Consider the following 18,777-nt stretch of genomic DNA (forward strand, 5'->3'; position numbering starts at 1 on the left):
AGGAGAGACAGAGATGATAAGAAAAAATTATTTTTTTAAGTTTATAAATAGTGAAAAAAATGTTATAGATTTTAAAATGGTGAATGGTCAGACTTCGGTTAAAGTTTTTGTGTTAGAAGAGGATATTATAAGGGTTCTATTTTACGAAAATGAGCTTAAATTAGATAGAACTTGGCTTGTAGCTCCTGGTATGGAGGATATTGATAAAGAGGGAAGAGATAGATTAGACATTTCAGTATTTTCACTTCCACTATTCACTTTCACTACAAATAATGTAACTAGTACCATAGAAACTTCTAAAATGAAGGTAGTATTTAATCTTGATGGAATGAAGGCTTCTTGGTATGCGAAAATCGGTGATGAGGAGATAGGATATAAGGAGATTAAATTTGCACGAGATAGAAAAACTCAAAGTTATAGTTTTGAGGGCTCTTTAGGTAAAGGACCATTTCATTATTTAGAGAGGAACCTTAATGAACAATATTATGGACTTGGAGAGAAATCGGGCGATGTAGAGAAGAGTGGAAGAAGATACAAGATGATGAGTGTTGACCCCATGGGGTATGATGCAGAACTCACGGACCCTTTATATAAACATATTCCATTTTATATAACACGAAATAAAGAAACAGAAATATCTTTTGGAATTTTCTATGATAATTTATCTACATCTATTTTTGATATGGGAAATGAATTGGATAATTATCATGGATATTATAGATATTATAATGCTGAAGATGGTGATTTAGATTATTATATAATTTTAGGACCTCAGATAAAAAATATTACTCAAAGATTTTCTTGGTTAACGGGTAAGACTATATTTACACCTAAATGGAGTATTGGTTATTCAGGTTCCACAATGTCTTATACGGATGCACCTGATGCTCAAGAACAGTTACAAAAGTTTGTTAAGGATTGCAAAGAGTATGATATGCCTTGCGAATCTTTTCAATTATCTTCTGGTTATACTTCAATTGGAGATAAAAGATACGTATTCAACTGGAATATGGATAAATTTCCAACGCCAGAAGATATGGCTAAGAAGTTTCATAAAAGTGGTTTGAAATTATGTGCAAACATAAAACCCGCATTGTTAATTGACCATCCAATGTACAAAGAACTTGAAGAAAATAAGATGTTTGTTCAAGATAGGAATGGTAAGGAAACTGAAACAGCTCAATTTTGGGATCAACTTGGTGCATACGTAGATTTTACCAATCCAAAATCATTTCTTTGGTGGAAGGGTCAAGTTACAGATAAATTATTAAAATACGGAATTGATTCAACTTGGAATGATAATAATGAATATGAAATTTGGGATGGGGAGGCAAAGGCTGCTGGTTTTGGAAAAGAGATAAACATTGCTCAGATAAGACCTCTTCAGTCATTACTTATGATGAAGGCATCATATGAAGCTCAAAAAGAATTTAATCCTAGTATTAGACCTTATTTAATATCTCGCTCAGGTTGCCCTGGGATGCAAAGATATGTGCAGACTTGGTCAGGAGATAACAGAACTTCATATAAAACAATAAAATATAATATAAAGATGGGAATAGGCTTAAGTTTATCTGGTGTTTATAATATTGGTCATGATGTTGGTGGTTTTTCAGGCCCCGCTCCTGATCCTGAGATGTTTGCACGATGGGTTCAGAATGGTATTTTCCATCCCAGATTTACAATACATTCATGGAATGACGATCAAACTGTAAATGTTCCTTGGATGTATCCTGAAATGACAAAGCATATAAGAAACATGATTAAATTTAGAAGTAGAATAACACCATACATTTATAACTTGCTTTACAGAGCTCATGAATACTATGAACCTATGATAAGGCCAACTTTCTATAATTACGAAAAGGATAAGAAGACGTTTGAAGAGTGTGATGATTTTATGTTAGGCGATGATATGCTTGTTGCCTCAGTACTTAACCCTGGACAAGTTGAGAGGAATGTTTATCTTCCTAAAAATGGGGATGGTTGGTATGATTATAACACTGGATTATGGTTTGAAGGTGGCCAGGATGTAACAATTCCTGCTCCGATTGACTATACACCATTATTAATCAAAGCTGGGGCAATCATACCAGTAAATGATGCGCAAATTACTTTTGAAACCAAATCAAAAGATGAAAGAGGATTTATGTTGTTCCCAACAAAGGGAAATGGACAAAGTGAGTATAGTTTATACGAAGATGATGGAATTACAAATGATTATAAAAAAAGAATCTGTACTTTTGTTAAATTGAAAATGAATGCTACAGAAAATAAAATAGAAATTAGCATTGGTAAAGAAGGTAAGTATAAGCTTCCTTACACAACAGTAAGGATATACATTCCAGAATTAGAAGTGAGACAAATAGTGGTGAATAATGTGTATATGGAAATAAATAATGATAATGTATATTCAGTAGATATAGATTATTAATAAATGGCTGTACTTTAAATACAAAGTACAGCCATTTATTTTATTCTTTTTCTAATATTTGCTATAATACGACACAATATATGGTAAAATATATAGAGAAGTGGAATTAATATAATAATTTTTTCAGGCGTGAATACTGTTATTGGATTAAGGGGGAGTAAAAATTATGAATAATATTAATTACAAAGATACTCAAAACAATAATAAAATTAGAAATTATAAAGATGATAGTTATAATAACTTTTTTAAAGACACTCCTGTGATAATGTTTGTGGTTAATCCAATAACTGCGGAAATTATAGATGCTAATCCTTTTGCTTGTTCTTTTTATAAATATAGTTATGATGATATGCTGAAATTAAAAATTAGTGATATTAATATATCTTCAATAGAAGAGATTTCTTTTGAAATGAACAGTGCAATCACTAAACTGAAGAATTGTTTCTATTTTAAACATCGATTGTCTAGCGGCGAGATTAGAGATGTGGAGGTTCGTAGTGGGCCAATAATACAGGATGAAAAGTTATTATTATATTCTATAATTCATGACATTACTGACCGAGTGAAGGTGGAGGAAAAATGTAAAAAAACAAATAATGAACTCCAAGAAAAAATAGAACAGCGTACAAAACAATTAGTAGAATTGAATACTATGCTTGAAAAAAATATATCTGAAGGTCTTAAAAAAGCAAAGATTTCAAAAGAAAATGAAGAACGTTTGGCATTTGCTCTTGAAGGTAGTGGCGATGGTATTTGGGATTGGAACATGCTCACGGATAAAGCGATTTATTCAAAAAGATGGAAGGAAATCATTGGATATGATGAAAATGAAATACAAAATTTGCATAGTGAGTGGACAAAGAGAATTCATCCTGATGATAGGGAGTCTACATATGCAAACTTTAATGGATATATAGAAGGTTATCTTCCAGTTTATAGGAGTGAACATAGACTACGTGCAAAGGATGGATCTTATAAATGGATACTATCTAAGGGGAAGGTGATAAGTTGGTCTAAAGACAGAAAGCCACTAAGAATCACTGGAACACATTCTGATATTTCAGTTAGAAAGCTAATGGAAAAGGAACTAAAAGAAGCAAAAGAGAATGCAGAAAAGGCAAGTATTAAAAAAAGTGAATTTATTGCTAATATGTCTCATGAGCTTAGAACCCCACTCAATATAAACTTGTCAGCGATTCAATTATTTGAGTTATATTTTAATAATGACTGGGATTTAGGAAAAGAAAAAATTTCTAAACATATGAAATCTATGAAACAAAATTGCTTGCGATTATTAAGACTAGTAAATAATTTAATTGATACCACTAAAATCGAAGCCGGTTTTTACGAACCGATTTTCAGTATCCAAAATATTGTAGATGTTATTGAAAGAATATCGCTTTCAGTATCAGATTATGCAAAACAAAAGAATATAAATCTTACATTTAATTCAGATGTGAAAGAAAAATTAATAATTTGTGATATTGATATGATTGAGCGCATAATGTTAAATTTAATCTCAAATGCTATAAAATTTACCAATGACTCTATTGATATAAATATTTACAATACAGATTTAACTGTCCTTATTGCGGTTAAAGATAATGGGATTGGAATTGAAAAAGACAATCAGAATATAATATTTGAAAGATACAAACAAGTATCAAAACTTCTAACAAGGGAGACAGAAGGTAGTGGTATTGGATTAGCTTTAACGAAATCTCTTGTTGAAATGCTCGGTGGAAATATTATTGTAAGGAGTGAATATGGAAATGGCTCGGAATTTATTATAGAGTTTCCAGTTAAACAGCATACAATTGATACGTTCATATTATCTAATGTTAATGATGATAATGATGATGACAGATTCACTCAAAAAATGAATGTTGAGTTTTCAGATATATATAAATAAAAATTTAACACAATATATGTTAAATATACAATGGAAACGGAGTTACTTTAATTACAAAACACATATTATAGTTTATAAACATGCATTATTTTTGAATTTATACTATAATGAAGCTGGTAATAAATTTTATATGGAAGTATTTTAAATTTATTAAGATAAACTTAGTTTAAAATCTAACAACGTAATAAAGAAAACGTTATGATATTGAACTAGGTTTACAAAATAATAATTCAACTTGTAAATACAACCAGTGTAAAATTAAGAAGTAGATAAGGCTTACATAATATGTTAAATATTTAACAATGTTATAAACTATATAACATTATATTTTATTGTCTTAATATAAAAATAGATTTTTGCACTGGTTAGTTAAGGAGGTATAAAAAATGAAATTTGATTTAATCTCTTTTTTAACTAATCCATTTGTGCCTATGTTTTTAGCAACGGTTACTGGATTGCTATTAGGTAAGGTTAAAATTGGAAAATTCAGTCTTGGACAATCTGGAGGTCTATTTACCGGAATATTTATGGGGTGGTTACTTTATTCGAGATATTGCGTTACATTTATGTTAGACCCCAGTGACGCTAAAAAAGGTTTAGTTAAAGGAGCTCCTAAATATGCAACTAATTACCTAGTTAATGGAGTAGTCAGCAATGACATTTTTATATTTACACTGATTCTTTTTATTGCATCAGTTGGATTGATTGCAGGAAAAGATATAAAGAAAATTATTAAAAAATACGGAACTCAATTTATTATACTTGGAGCTGTGATAACGGGAACAGGTGCATTGCTTATATATCTAGCTACACTCGTATTTCCAGGACAAAACAATTTTGCTGTTTCAGGAGCTTATACGGGCGCTTTAACAAGCTCGCCGGCGTTAGCAGCTGCTTTGGAAAACACTGCTAAGTTTGGTAAAGCTGCACAAGCACAAGTTGGACTAGGGAATGCTATTGGGTACGCACCAGGTGTTTTAATGGTAATTCTTACTATGAACTTTTTCCCAGTTATATTTGGAATTGATTTAGAAAAAGAAAAAGCAAGATATAAGTTTGAAATGAAATCTTTTAATAAAAAAGGAGAAAATGAAAAACATATTAAAGAAGTTGGTATGGATGTAATTTCATTTCTCATAGTGTGTTTGATTGGATACTTTGTTGGCTCAATAAACATATACCTGCCATTTGTTAAATGGTTTAGTTTGGGGGCAACTGGAGGAGTACTTATAGTTTCATTATGCCTTAGTTACATTGGGAGGATCGGATCACTAACTTTTAGAATGCACACCGCTGTGCTTTCTGCAATAAGAGATGTATCACTTTCACTGTTCTTAGCTATAGTAGGACTGCAATATGGATATGAAACTATTGCTGCGCTTGCTGGAAGCGGTGCAACTATAGCATTAATTGCTTTTGTAGCAGGAATAGGTGCAATGCTTGTTGGATTTCTTGTAGGAAGGTACATATTTAAAATGAATTGGATAATTCTTGCGGGGGCTCTGTGTGGAGGTGCCACAAGTACACCAGGTCTTGGAGCTGCCATTGACGCTACTAAGACTGATGAAGTTGCTGCTGGGTATGGGGCAACCTATCCATTTGCACTCTTATGCAATGTAATATTCGTAATTGTTCTTCGTATGATTACATAAGTAGGATGTTTTAAATTTGATTTTTAAAATTAAAGCTAACATAAGGAGAAATACTTATGTTAGTTTTTTATATTTACAATGAACATTAGTTACTATTAAAACATATTTAAGAAAACTCTACGATAATGACTATTGACTAATAATAATTATGTGTTATAATTTGATTAATAAGAAATAAATATAACAATCAATTTAATAAAAAATGGAGGGATATTATATGTCAATTTATAATTTTAATGCAATTACAATAGATGGTGAGGAAGTGTCTTTAGGACAATATAAGGGAAAGGTGCTCGTTATAGTTAATACGGCTAGTGAGTGTGGATTTACACCACAATATAAAGGACTAGAAAAACTTTATGAGAAGTACAAGAAGGAAGATTTTGAAATACTTGGATTTCCAAGTAATCAATTCGCCGGTCAGGAACCTGGTGAGAGTAATGATATAAAGAATTTCTGCGAAATTAATTATGGAGTGAGTTTTCCATTGTTCGAAAAAAATGATGTAAGAGGAGAAAATGCTTTGCCATTATTCAAATATCTTACAGAGGGAACAACTTTCAAAGGTTTTGATTTTAATCACCCTACTGGAAAGAAACTTAATGAAGTGCTTAAGGAGAAATTCCCTCAATTTTTGGAAGGGGACTCAGTAAAATGGAATTTTACTAAGTTTCTTATTGGAAGAGATGGAAACATAGTAAATAGATATGAACCTACAACTGAACCGGAAGCTATGTCTACAGATATTGAAAAATTGATAGAAGTACCTAGGCAAAACGTTAGTACTATAGTTAATAAAAATGATAGTAATAATGAGATTTATACTGGGGAAGATGATGAAGAGGTTTTAAATTGTGAAGGAAACCCTTGCAACTTTTCATACAATGGTAAAATTGAAGATTAGTTAACGCACAAGAACACCATTTTAAAATTAATGGTGTTCTTTTTTGATTTAAGTATGTAAATTTTTTATATATTTGCTGTTACGGATGAATCATCTGAATCGTCTGAATTAAATATGTCTACATCAAGTTCTTTTTCAGATTTTGCAACGAGGCATGTACCAACTGCATCTCCAGTAATATTTAGAACTGTTCTTCCCATATCAAGGATTCTATCTACTGCAAGGATAAGTGCAATTCCTTCAATAGGAAGTCCTACCTGAGTAACAACCATAGAAAGCATTATAGTTCCAGCTCCAGGGACACCTGCTGTTCCAATTGATGCAAGTGTTGCTGATAATATTATCATCATTTGGCTTGTTAAATTTAGCTCTATTCCATATACTTGTGCTATAAATATAGCACCGACTCCCTGCATTATTGCAGTTCCATCCATATTAATTGTAGCGCCAAGAGGAATAGTGAAACTTGCAATGCTTCCTTTAACACCGAGTTTATTTTCACATGCGTCAAGATTTACTGGAATTGTTGCGCTGCTGCTTGAAGTTGAAAATCCAAACACCATTACAGGCCAAAATTTCTTGAAAAATGTTATAGGGTTTAAGTGTCCTATAAGTTTTAATGAACCAAAGTATGTAACTAAACAATGAACTATAAGTGCAAGATATACAACTCCAATTAATTTTAATAGACTCATTAGAATATCAAGGCCTTGAAGTGATATAACCTTTGCTATAAGTGCAAATACTCCATATGGAGCAAGCTTCATTACTGTTCCTATAATCTTTAGGAAAACCTCATTAAGTTGATTACAGATATTAAGAAGAGGTTTCACGGGTTCTCCTATAATACTAATAGTAACTCCAACAAAGATTGCAAATACAATAATTTGAAGCATATCACCCTTAACAAGAGCATCAAAGGGATTTGAAGGAACCATATTTACAAATATGTCCATTATAAATGGTGGTTTAGTTGTTTCAACTACTGCATTTGTTGGGATTACGATTCCAACACCTGGTTTAAGAATATTTGCAAAAAATAATCCAATAACAACTGCAAATGATGTGGTTGCAAGATAAAAGGATATTATCTTTCCGCTAACTCTTCCTAGTTTCTTAGTATCTCCAATACTTGCAGAACCACAAATTAGAGAAAAGAAAACGAGTGGGACTACTACCATTTTAATTAAGTTGAAAAAGATGCTTCCAACCGGAGTTAAGACCCATTTATTAACGCTTATGTTAACTCCTTTAGGTAATAAAAGATTTGATACAATTCCAAAAAGAATACCAAGAACAAGAGCAATAAAAATTTTCTTGGTAAGATTCATCTTAAATAATTTCATGCAGTTTCCTCCATATGTATATGATTTCTATTCATTGACATAACTATTTTATCAAAAAAACGAATAAACGTCAACTGGTAGAAATTATATAATGAAATATTCTGAATTTTCTGTATTATTTAATATTATACAACTTCGCAAGTTTATCAAATGCTGGCAAGGAATTTTGTATTCTTTCAAGGGATATGCAGTAAGATAATCTTGCATGTCCTGGGCAGCCAAATGCGGACCCACCTACTAGTAATAAGTTGAATTGTTTTGCCTCTTCGCAGAATTTTTTATCATCTGTTATTGGTGTTCTAATGAATAAATAAAATGCTCCTTGTGGTTTTACGCATTTAAACCCTATTTTTACTAGATGGTTATATAAAACATCCCTGTTTTTCTTATATATACTTACATCAACTTCAGCATCAAGGCAGTTTGCAACAACTCTCTGAAAGAGTGATGGTGCATTTACAAAACCTAAAATTCTGTTGGCCACATTTAACGATGTCATTATATCGCTAAATGAATCCATATTAGTATTTGCAACTACATAACCTATCCTTTCCCCAGGAAGTGATAATGATTTACTATATGAATACCCAATAAATGAATTTTTATAGTAATTTAAAATATATGGCACGGGTACATTGTCATATACTATTTCTCTATAAGGTTCATCAGATATAAGATATATACTAGTGCCAAGCTCTTTTTCTTTTTCATTAAGTAAATTTGCTAAATCTTGTATAACCTTTTCTGAGTAAACAACGCCTGTTGGGTTATTTGGTGAATTAATGATAACAGCTTTTGTATTGCTATTGATTTTATCTTCTAATAACTTCATATCAGGTTCAAATGTATCAATATCAGTAGGTACTACTACAAGCTTTCCATCATAATTGTTTACATAGTTTCTGTATTCACCAAAAAATGGAGCGAAAACAATAACTTCATCGCCTGGGTTAAGTAATGTCTTAAATAAAATATTTAATCCTCCAGCTGCGCCGCAGGTCATAACTACGTTATTACTTGAGATATTCACATTATGTTTTTTATTTAAAAACTGGGCTATTTTAGTCCTAACATCTTCATAACCTGAATTATTCATGTAGCCATGTAATAGTCTAGGTGCAGTTTCATCTAATACTTTCTTTATTTCAATTTTAATACTTTCTGGTGGTTCAACGTTTGGATTGCCTAAGCTATAATCAAAAACATTTCCTTCACCATAAATATCAGATAATCTTTTACCTTCTTCAAACATAGCTCTTATTATGGAACTTGTAGCAACTAGTTCTTTCATTCTGTTAGATATCATTTTAGGTCTCCTTATTCGCCTCATTAGGGCTTTATTATTATACATAATATTCTTTTAAACATTATACATCATTTATGGGACTTATGCGTATTAATGATAAAGTCAATTTAAACAAACCTATATAAGGTATATATTGACATGGACATGCTGGAAGTATAAAATAGTTATATGGTTAATAGTTTTACGTTTAACTATTTAGTTAGGAGTGATTATATGGAAATAAAGCTAAATGATATAGCAGGTAGATTATACAAATTAAATTTATTAAGGCGTGATTTTATACAAGACTCTACTGTGGATATTGCCCTATATTTTGGGCAGTTGCCCATTTTGGAATATGTCATAGAAAACGATCAATGTACACAAAAGGAGATTGCTGATAAACTTATTGTTACGCCAGCATCTATTGCCATTTCTACAAAACGTATGCAAAAGGCGGGTCTTCTAGAAAAAAAGGTTGATGAAAACAATCTACGGTGTAATAGACTTACAGTTACAAATAAAGGTCATGAATTATCTAAGCAGTATAGGTTAAAGTTTGATGAAATGGATAAAAAAATGTTTGTTGGTTTTGAGGAGGATGAATTAAAGCAAGTAAACAGTTATTTAAGTCGCCTTATTAAAAATATTACAGGTGATGTTACTGATGAAATTTCAATTTACTCAGTTGCTGCATTAGAAGAGAAATTAGATAAAAAAATGAGATTATGTCGTGATGCCCAGGAGGAAGAAGATAATGATTAAAAAACTTACTCCATTTTTAAAAGAATATAAGATATATACCATTCTTACCCCTATAACAGTTATTGCAGAGGTTTTACTGGAAATATTCATACCACTTCTAATGTCAAAAATTATAGATGTTGGCATTCCAAATAAGGATATCAATTATGTTATAAAAACTGGAGTTTTAATGATGCTTATGGCATTATTTTCATTATTATTTGGCGTTTTGTCTGGAAAGTTTGCAGCCATTGCAAGTATGGGTTTTGCAAAGGGACTGCGCAAAGAGTTATTTAATAAAGTTCAGGGTTTTTCATTTTCTAATATTGATAAGTTCAGTACAGCTTCTCTAGTTACTCGTTTAACCACGGATGTTACAAATACGCAAAATGCTTTTATGATGATAATACGTATGATGGTACGTGCCCCAATTATGCTTATTAGTGCCACGATTATGGCATTTAGTATCAATAAAAGTTTAGTAGTAGTATTTTTAGTCGCTATCCCCATACTAGCTATAGCATTAGTTATCATTGTATCAACAGCATTTCCCCGTTTTGGAATAATGCTTAAAAAATATGATATCATGAATTCTGCTGTACAAGAAAATCTCGTTGCTATGCGCGTGGTAAAGGCATTTGTTAGATCTAAATATGAAAAGGAAAAATTTGAGGATGCTACGGACAAGCTTCGTTATGCTCAACTACGTGCAGAAAAAGTTGTTATTTTTAATATGCCTATTATGCAATTCACAATGTATGGTTGCATGATTGCAATTGTATGGTTTGGTGGGAATATGATTATTGGTGGCAGTATGATGACAGGTGAACTTATGAGTTTTATAAGTTATGTAACTCAAATTCTAATGTCACTTATGATGATATCTATGGTTTTTATAAGTACAGTACTATCTAAAGCATCCGTTGCCCGTATTATAGAAGTAATGGACGAGAAGGTAGATATACTAGATTCTGATCTTTCCGCTGAGATTTTTGTTGAAGATGGATCAGTTATATTTGAAAATGTATCTTTTAGTTATAGTAAAAATAAAAAAAATCTTACCATAAGCAATATTAATTTTAAGATTAATTCAGGTGAGACTATTGGAATTATTGGTGGTACAGGCTCATCAAAATCGTCCTTAGTACAATTAATACCAAGGTTATACGATGTAATGGACGGAAAAATCATTGTTGGGAAACATGATGTTCGAGATTATAAATTAGAAACTCTTAGAGACTGCGTTGCAATGGTACTTCAAAAAAATGTTTTGTTTTCAGGAACGATTAAAGAAAATTTAAAATGGGGTAATTTAAATGCTAGTGAAAAGCAAATAGTTGAAGCTTGCAAATCGGCCCAAGCTCATGATTTTATTATGTCCTTGCCAGATGGGTACGAGACGGAGCTTGGTCAAGGTGGCGTAAATGTTTCTGGTGGACAAAAACAACGAATATGTATTGCAAGAGCATTATTAAAAAATCCTAAAATAATAATTCTTGATGACAGTACTAGTGCCGTAGATACTTCAACTGATGCTAAAATAAGACAATCATTCATAGAAAAATTATCAGATACAACAACAATTATTATTGCACAAAGAATCTCATCTGTATGTGACGCTGATAAAATTATAGTCTTAAATGATGGTAAAATCGATGATATTGGATCTCATGAACAGTTACTTTCGAGAAATCAAATATATATAGAAGTATATAATTCTCAGATGAGGGGAGATATCGAATATGCCAGATAAAAATGTGAATAGTATAAAATCCTCAAATAACAAAAAAATCTTTAATAATAGGAAACCTAAAAACACAAAACAGACATTAATAAGAATATTAAAATATATATTAGTATATAAACTTCAGTTAGGAATTGTTTTTGTTACTATCATTCTAAGTTCCCTTGCAAGCATAGCAGGGACATACCTTTTGAAACCATTAATAAACAATTACATCATTCCGTATATTGGAAGAAAAAATGTAGATTTGTCTTCATTTATTAGGATGCTATTTATTATGGGAATAATTTATCTTCTAGGCGTATTATCAACCTATGTCTATAATCGTATAATGGTCAATATATCTACGGGTACATTAAAGAGAATTAGAGTAAATCTATTTGATAATATGCAGGATTTGCCTATCAAATATTTTGATACACATACTCATGGTGAAATGATGAGTTGTTATACTAATGATACTGATGCTATGCGTGAAATGCTAAGTCAAAGTATACCGCAACTTATTTCATGCGTAGTAACAATAATGGGTATATTTATTGCAATGCTTGTGCTCAGCCCCAAACTAACACTGCTTGTTGTCTTAATGCTCGCTGTTATGTTAATGGTTATCTCTAAAATCGGAGGTAAAAGTTCTCTGTACTTTAAGAAACAACAAAAGGTTGTTGGCTATGTAAATGGATATATTGAAGAGATGATTGAGGGTCAAAAGGTTATAAAAGTATTTTGTCATGAAGATGTTGTAAAGAATGACTTCGATAAACTAAATGAAGAATTATGTGAGGCTGCAACAGGAGCGAATACCTATGCAAATATATTGATGCCTATTATGGGTAATTTATCATACCTGCATTATGCTATTACTTCAGTGGCAGGAGCTTATCTTGTAATTATGGGAAGCTTAGACATAGGTACAATTGCTTCGTTTTTGCAATATACTCGTTCTTTTTCACAACCTATTACGCAAATTTCTCAGCAAATTAATTCCGTATTATCAGCCCTTGCTGGTGCTGAGCGGATTTTTGAATTAATTGATGAATTGCCAGAGGTGGATGAGGGTTATGTATCTCTTATAAATGTTGAAAAAAATAAAGATGATGAATTAATAGAAACGCAGGATTATACAGGTATGTGGGCGTGGAAACACCCTCATAATGATGGGTCGATTTCATATACACAATTAAGAGGTGACGTTCAATTTGAAAATGTTACTTTTGGTTATAATGATGATAAAATAGTGCTTAATAATATTTCACTGTTTGCAAAACCCGGGCAGAAAATTGCTTTTGTTGGATCGACTGGGGCAGGAAAAACAACAATCACTAATTTAATTAATCGTTTTTATGAAGTTCAAAAAGGAAAAATACGATATGATGGTATAAACACTACAAAGATTAAAAAAGATGATTTAAGACGTTCGCTTGCTATGGTATTACAAGACACTCATTTGTTTACAGGCACCGTAAGTAGTAATATACGTTATGGAAAATTAAATGCTACAGATGAAGAAATTGTATCTGCAGCAAAACTTGCAAATGCTGATTCATTTATAAAACATCTCCCGCTTGGGTATGATACAGTGCTCACGTCTGATGGAACAAATTTGAGCCAAGGACAAAGACAGCTTATTGCTATAGCAAGAGCAGCTGTAGCGAATCCACCAGTACTTATATTAGACGAGGCAACAAGTTCCATTGACACAAGAACAGAGGCCTTAATTGAAAAAGGAATGAATAAGCTTATGGAAGGTAGAACAGTATTTGTAATTGCACATAGGCTCTCTACTGTTCGTAATGCTAAAGCCATTATGGTACTTGAAAATGGTGAAATTATTGAGCGTGGTGACCACGACGTACTCTTAGAAAAAAAAGGAAAATATTATCAGCTTTATACTGGGATGTTTGAACTATCTTAAAATATGGTTTCTGTTTAGGAAAAGAGTGCATAAGATGTGTAAACAGGATATAATAAAATAATGTATGTATATATAGACTCTATAAAGTATATAGGAGTCTATAATATTTTAAGAAAAAATAATCGGTGTAGAGTCTAATACACTAGATATTTAAAGGAGTTTTATTTTATGAATGAATTACTTAAACAAATTGAATATAATAACGGGGAATTCCCAGAAACACAATTAAAGGAAATAATAAGTCGCAGGGAAGAATTTATACCTGAACTACTTGATATATTAAGAAATGCTAAAGAAAATTATGACGAAATATTAGAAAAGCCTGAATACTTCGCACATATATATGCAACTTTCTTACTTGCACAGTTTAAGGAAAAACAAAGTGCTGAGCTGATTATTGATTTAGTTAGTATACCTAATGAAATCTCAACAGATATTTTCCGTGAGTATCTTACAGAAGATTTACATAAAATTTTAGCATCAGTTTGTGGAAGCAATGTTGAGCTGATAAAAGGACTCGTGGAAGATAGTAGGGTTAATGAATACGTTAGAGGAGCTGCTATTAAATCTTTTATTGCACTCCTAGGCGAAGGTGTTATGACTCAAGGCGAGGTTATTGAATATTATAAAAGTTTATATAATGGAAAACTTGAAAGGGAATATTCACAAGTATGGAATGAACTTATATACGATTCTTGTGATGCTGGTCCTAGTGAGTTATATCAGCATATAAAAAAAGCTTATGAAGATGAATTAGTAGACGAGGATTGTATATCTTTAGAAGAAGTCGATGAGGCTATTAAAATTCATGATACATCAAAATTTCCGAATTTAAAGGGTGAAGGTTATTCGTTTTTTGAGGATACTATAGAAGAACTTGGATGTTGGAGCTGTTTTAATAAAAAGGCAACTCGAACGAAATCAGAATTTATGACAGGAATTAATAAGATGAATAAGAGTAAAAATAAAGCTAAAAAGAAGCAGGTAAAATCAACTAAAAAGAAACAGAGAAAATAATAGTAAAAAACAGGGGGATGTTTTATGGCTATCAAGAATATTTTGTTTGATTTAGATGGGACTTTGCTCGATACAAATGAATTAATTATACAATCCTTTCAACATACTTATAAAAGGCACTTGAATAAAGATGTGGATAAAGAGTATGTTATAAAAAGTTTTGGGGAAATCTTAAAAATTACATTAGACAGAGAATTTGGTGAGGTTAGTGACGAGGCTATTAAAACATATAGAGATTTCCAGGTTGGGAACTTTGAAAAGCTAATTTCTATACATAGTGGAGTAGCAGAAGGTATAAAAGAACTCCATAGGTTAGGTTATAAGCTGGGAATTGTAACCTCTCGCTTAAATGAGTCTGCTATTCGGGGCATAAAACATTACGGACTGATGGATTATTTCGAAGTTATTATAAGTGCTGATGACACAGAGATACATAAACCAGATCCTACCCCGGCACTTATGGCACTTGCGAAACTAGGTGGAAATGTTTTGGAAACCATGATAGTAGGGGATAGCTCATTTGATATTTTATGTGGGAAAAATGCAGGGATGACATCTGTCGCTGTGGGATGGAGTGCACTCCCTAAGGAAATAATCCTTAAGTGTGAACCTGATTATGTAGTTGAGAGTATGGAAAATCTAGTGTCACTTATAGAAAAGCTAAAGTAATAACGATAAAAAAGATGTTCTTTATGAACATCTTTTTTATCGTTATATGTTATTCTTTAAAAATTAAAAGTGTCTGGGTTTGATCCAACTCGACTGTCTTCATTTAATGAAGCAATTTGTTCTAAATCTTCTTTTGTAAGAGTAAAATCAAACACATTTGAATTTTCAATAATTCTATGTTCTTTTATTGATTTTGGAATAGTTATAACTCCGTTTTGAAGGTCCCAACGGATAATAACTTGTGCAACTGATTTACCATGTTTTTCTGCAATCTCTTTTAAAATAGCGTTATCAAATAATCCACCCTGCATTAAAGGCGACCATGCCTCGAATTGAATTCCTTGTTTCTTGCAAAAGTGTCTTAGATCTATTTGTGCAAGTCGTGGATGAAATTCCACTTGATTTATTGCTGGAACTATTTCGGCATCCTTAAGTAAATCTTCTAAATGATGAACATGAAAATTACTTACTCCTATGGTACGAACCTTCTTTTCTTTGTAAAGAGTTTCTAAAGCTCTCCATGTATCCTTATATTTACCAGCTACTGGCCAGTGAATAAGATATAAATCAAGATAGTCAAGTCCTAATCTCTTTAAACTATCATCATATGCTTTTAGAGTAGTATCATAACCTTGATCTGAATTCCAAACTTTTGATGTTACGAATAAGTCTTTTCTTGAAAGGCCAGTTGCTTTTAGGCCTTCTTTAATTCCTTGGCCTACGCCCTCTTCATTTTTATAAACGAAGGCGGTATCTATGCTGCGATATCCATTTTTAATTGCTGTGGTTACTGCATTTGCTGCTTCACTACCATCCTTAACTTTAAAAACACCTAGTCCAACCCAAGGCATTTTCACTCCGTTATTTAACTCAACTGTACTCTGTAAATTATTCAACATTATAATAAAACCTCCTTGATAATAATCATTAGTATAAATTTAGTATATAACATATAGTTACTTATAACAAACTTACTACTTTGAAAAATATTTAATTGTAGATAAATAGAATAAAAATTTAACATATTAGTTAAACTAAATTAGAAAACAATTGATAAAAGTGATGAAAAAAATAGAAACATACTTATTACGTTAGAAGGTGAAATAATGTCTAATATGAAAAAGAAAAAATTAACTCCAGTTCAACTTAAATACGCTGAAATAGCAAAAAGTAAGGAGCCTAAAAGACCTATCTTAAGAAATTGTATTAGAGCCTTTTTTGTTGGCGGTATCATATGTACTATAGGACAGTGTATACAGTGGTTATTAATAAACTATTGTAATTTTAATGAAAAAACATCGGTTGGTCCAACTGATGTAGTTTTAATATTTTTTGCAGCATTGCTTACCGGAATTGGTATTTACGACCATCTTGGCCAATGGGCTGGAGCTGGTAGTGCAGTTCCAATTACAGGTTTTGCGAATTCAATAGCTTCTGCTGCAATTGAGCATAAGAGTGAGGGATATGTGCTTGGGGTAGCTGGTAATATGTTTAGGCTTGCTGGTGCGATAATAGTTTATGGAGTTTTTTCTGCTTTTGTGATTGCTACAATAAAAATTACAATAAAATGGTTGGGGGCGATGTAGATGCTTAAAGGACATCAAACATGGATTTTTAATTCTAAACCTACAATATTAAGTTCTGCAGCCGTTGGTGGTCCATTTGAAGGGAATGGTGCTTTGGCTGATGATTTTGATATAATTCATGAGGATTTATGGGTCGGTCAAGATAGCTTTGAAAAGGCAGAAAAGGTTTTGCTTGAACACGCTTGCGAAAAAGCAATAGAAAAATCAGGTATAAAAAATGAGGATATTAATTTCTTTATTAGTGGAGACTTAATGAATCAGATTACTTCTAGTAGTTTTACTGCACGAACTCTGGGAATACCTTTTTTAGGGATATTTGGTGCTTGTTCTAGTTCTATGGAAGGTTTAGCTCTGGCTGCTCAATTGGTAGACAGCAATGCAGCCGATTTTGTTATAGCATCTGCATGTAGTCATAATGCCGCAGCTGAAAAACAATATAGATACCCAACAGAGTATGGGGGTCAAAAACCTCCAACTGCTCAATGGACCGTAACTGGTGCTGGTGCTGCAGTAGTTGGAAAAGAAGGAGACGGGCCTAAAGTTACGTCTGCCACAATAGGCAGAGTAATCGACATGGGTATTTCAGACCCATATAATATGGGAGCGGCCATGGCCCCCGCGGCAGTGGATACTATTGAAGCACATTTTAGAGATATGAATATTGACGCATCATATTATGATCTTATTGCCACTGGTGATTTGGGGAAGGTAGGACACGAGATTGCTATTGCTTTATTAAAGAAACATGGCATCGAAATTCCTCCAGAAAAATTTACCGACTGTGGACTTCTAATATATAAAAAAGATCAACCAGTTTTTTCAGGTGGTAGTGGATGTGGCTGTTCGGCTACTGTAACGTATGGACATTTTCTTAATCGTATGCGAAAAGGTGAATTAAAGAAAATATTAATTGTTGCAACAGGTGCTTTATTGTCCCCAATATCCTATCAGCAAAAGGAAAGCATACCTTGCATCGCCCATGCAGTTTCTATAGAAATGTAAAAAGAGGTGTGATTAATTTATGGAAAAATTTATTTTAGCATTTGTAATAGGTGGTCTAATTTGTGTTATTGGGCAGCTTATAATGGATATTTTGAAAATCACCCCAGCACATACTACCTGTACATTAGTAGTAATTGGAGCAATTTTAGGAGGGCTAGGTTTATACGATCCTTTGGTGAAATTTGCAGGTGCCGGAGCATTTGTACCTATAAGTAGTTTTGGAAATACTCTTGTAGCAGGGGCTCTAATTGATGCTGAAAAAACAGGATTTATAGGCATTTTTACCGGAGTTTTTAAAACAGCAAGCGCAGGCATTTCTGCTGCCATAACTTTTGGGTTTATTGGTGCTTTAATTTTTAAACCAAAAGGTTAAAGTATCTCCTGCAGAAGCTGCTACCTCCTGAAATATAGTTAAATATATAGTATTACAGATAGTAATAACAAAAGCACTTATTTATGAACCGACACCTGTCAAGTAGACACGTAAAATAATTAAAAATGTATAAGATGATGCGATCAAATTGTTGGTCGCATTTCTTATGCAGTGTGTTTGTTCTTCTTTGCTTC

Annotated in this window: 14 protein-coding genes and 1 pseudogene; 12 read left to right on the forward strand and 3 right to left on the reverse strand. The window is 32.1% G+C overall.

Annotation, left to right across the window (positions count from 1 at the left end; translation table 11 throughout):
- The first annotated feature begins 13 nt into the window (after positions 1-13).
- From KPL55_RS16000 to KPL55_RS16015, 4 genes and pseudogenes are all read left to right on the forward strand, one after another.
- On the forward strand, positions 14-2,434 hold the full coding sequence (locus KPL55_RS16000) for a glycoside hydrolase family 31 protein (RefSeq protein ID WP_216307744.1): 2,421 nt from the start codon (positions 14-16) through the stop codon (positions 2,432-2,434).
- A 166-nt stretch (positions 2,435-2,600) separates the two neighbouring features.
- Positions 2,601-4,346 (forward strand): sensor histidine kinase, encoded by a 1,746-nt coding sequence (locus KPL55_RS16005; RefSeq protein WP_216307745.1) that lies wholly within the window; start codon positions 2,601-2,603, stop codon positions 4,344-4,346.
- 386 nt (positions 4,347-4,732) lie between these two features.
- Complete coding sequence (locus KPL55_RS16010; protein ID WP_216307746.1) at positions 4,733-5,998, forward strand: aspartate-alanine antiporter-like transporter; 1,266 nt, start codon at positions 4,733-4,735, stop codon at positions 5,996-5,998.
- 217 nt (positions 5,999-6,215) lie between these two features.
- Positions 6,216-6,758 (forward strand): annotated as a pseudogene (locus KPL55_RS16015) (glutathione peroxidase); the annotation flags it as partial.
- A 209-nt stretch (positions 6,759-6,967) separates the two neighbouring features.
- Here the strand turns inward: KPL55_RS16015 and KPL55_RS16020 are convergent.
- Positions 6,968-8,248: a dicarboxylate/amino acid:cation symporter gene (locus tag KPL55_RS16020; RefSeq protein WP_246599557.1), complete on the reverse strand. Its 1,281-nt coding sequence runs from the start codon at positions 8,246-8,248 to the stop codon at positions 6,968-6,970.
- A gap of 115 nt (positions 8,249-8,363) precedes the next feature.
- A complete protein-coding gene (locus KPL55_RS16025) occupies positions 8,364-9,554 on the reverse strand; it encodes a pyridoxal phosphate-dependent aminotransferase (RefSeq protein WP_216307748.1) in 1,191 nt (396 codons plus the stop codon).
- A gap of 213 nt (positions 9,555-9,767) precedes the next feature.
- Here KPL55_RS16025 and KPL55_RS16030 point away from each other — a divergent pair, with 213 nt between their 5' ends.
- The 5 genes from KPL55_RS16030 (at position 9,768) to ppaX (ending at position 15,622) form a co-directional block, all read left to right on the forward strand.
- Positions 9,768-10,298: a MarR family winged helix-turn-helix transcriptional regulator gene (locus KPL55_RS16030; RefSeq protein WP_216307749.1), complete on the forward strand. Its 531-nt coding sequence runs from the start codon at positions 9,768-9,770 to the stop codon at positions 10,296-10,298.
- The gene (locus tag KPL55_RS16035; protein ID WP_216307750.1) at positions 10,291-12,030 is read left to right on the forward strand and encodes an ABC transporter ATP-binding protein; all 1,740 of its coding nucleotides are present in this window, start codon (positions 10,291-10,293) and stop codon (positions 12,028-12,030) included. The genes KPL55_RS16030 and KPL55_RS16035 overlap by 8 nt, the downstream gene beginning before the upstream one ends.
- Entirely contained in the window at positions 12,020-13,936 is a 1,917-nt protein-coding gene (locus KPL55_RS16040; RefSeq protein WP_216307751.1) for an ABC transporter ATP-binding protein, read from the forward strand. The genes KPL55_RS16035 and KPL55_RS16040 overlap by 11 nt, the downstream gene beginning before the upstream one ends.
- A 168-nt stretch (positions 13,937-14,104) precedes the next feature.
- Complete coding sequence (locus KPL55_RS16045) at positions 14,105-14,953, forward strand: DUF1186 domain-containing protein (protein ID WP_216307752.1); 849 nt, start codon at positions 14,105-14,107, stop codon at positions 14,951-14,953.
- Between the two features lie 24 nt (positions 14,954-14,977).
- A complete protein-coding gene (gene ppaX, locus KPL55_RS16050) occupies positions 14,978-15,622 on the forward strand; it encodes a pyrophosphatase PpaX (RefSeq protein WP_216307753.1) in 645 nt (214 codons plus the stop codon).
- Between the two features lie 56 nt (positions 15,623-15,678).
- Here the strand turns inward: ppaX and pgoN are convergent, their stop codons facing one another.
- Positions 15,679-16,518 carry a glyoxal/methylglyoxal reductase gene (pgoN, locus tag KPL55_RS16055; RefSeq protein WP_281418865.1) on the reverse strand — a complete coding sequence of 280 codons (840 nt, stop codon included), beginning with the start codon at positions 16,516-16,518 and terminating at the stop codon, positions 15,679-15,681.
- A gap of 210 nt (positions 16,519-16,728) precedes the next feature.
- Here pgoN and spoVAC point away from each other — a divergent pair, with 210 nt between their 5' ends.
- Genes spoVAC through spoVAE form a run of 3 tightly spaced genes read left to right on the forward strand, consistent with a single transcriptional unit; the run spans position 16,729 to position 18,583 of the window.
- A complete protein-coding gene (gene spoVAC, locus KPL55_RS16060; protein ID WP_216307755.1) occupies positions 16,729-17,208 on the forward strand; it encodes a stage V sporulation protein AC in 480 nt (159 codons plus the stop codon).
- Positions 17,209-18,210, forward strand: coding sequence for a stage V sporulation protein AD (spoVAD, locus tag KPL55_RS16065; RefSeq protein ID WP_216307756.1), 1,002 nt, complete (start codon positions 17,209-17,211; stop codon positions 18,208-18,210).
- Positions 18,211-18,229: 19 nt separating this feature from the next.
- Positions 18,230-18,583, forward strand: a complete 354-nt coding sequence (spoVAE, locus tag KPL55_RS16070) for a stage V sporulation protein AE (RefSeq protein WP_216307757.1) — start codon at positions 18,230-18,232, stop codon at positions 18,581-18,583.
- Positions 18,584-18,777 lie beyond the last annotated feature (194 nt).

It is taken from the genome of Clostridium lacusfryxellense (assembly GCF_018861735.1).
GTDB lineage: Bacteria > Bacillota > Clostridia > Clostridiales > Clostridiaceae > Clostridium_AD > Clostridium_AD lacusfryxellense.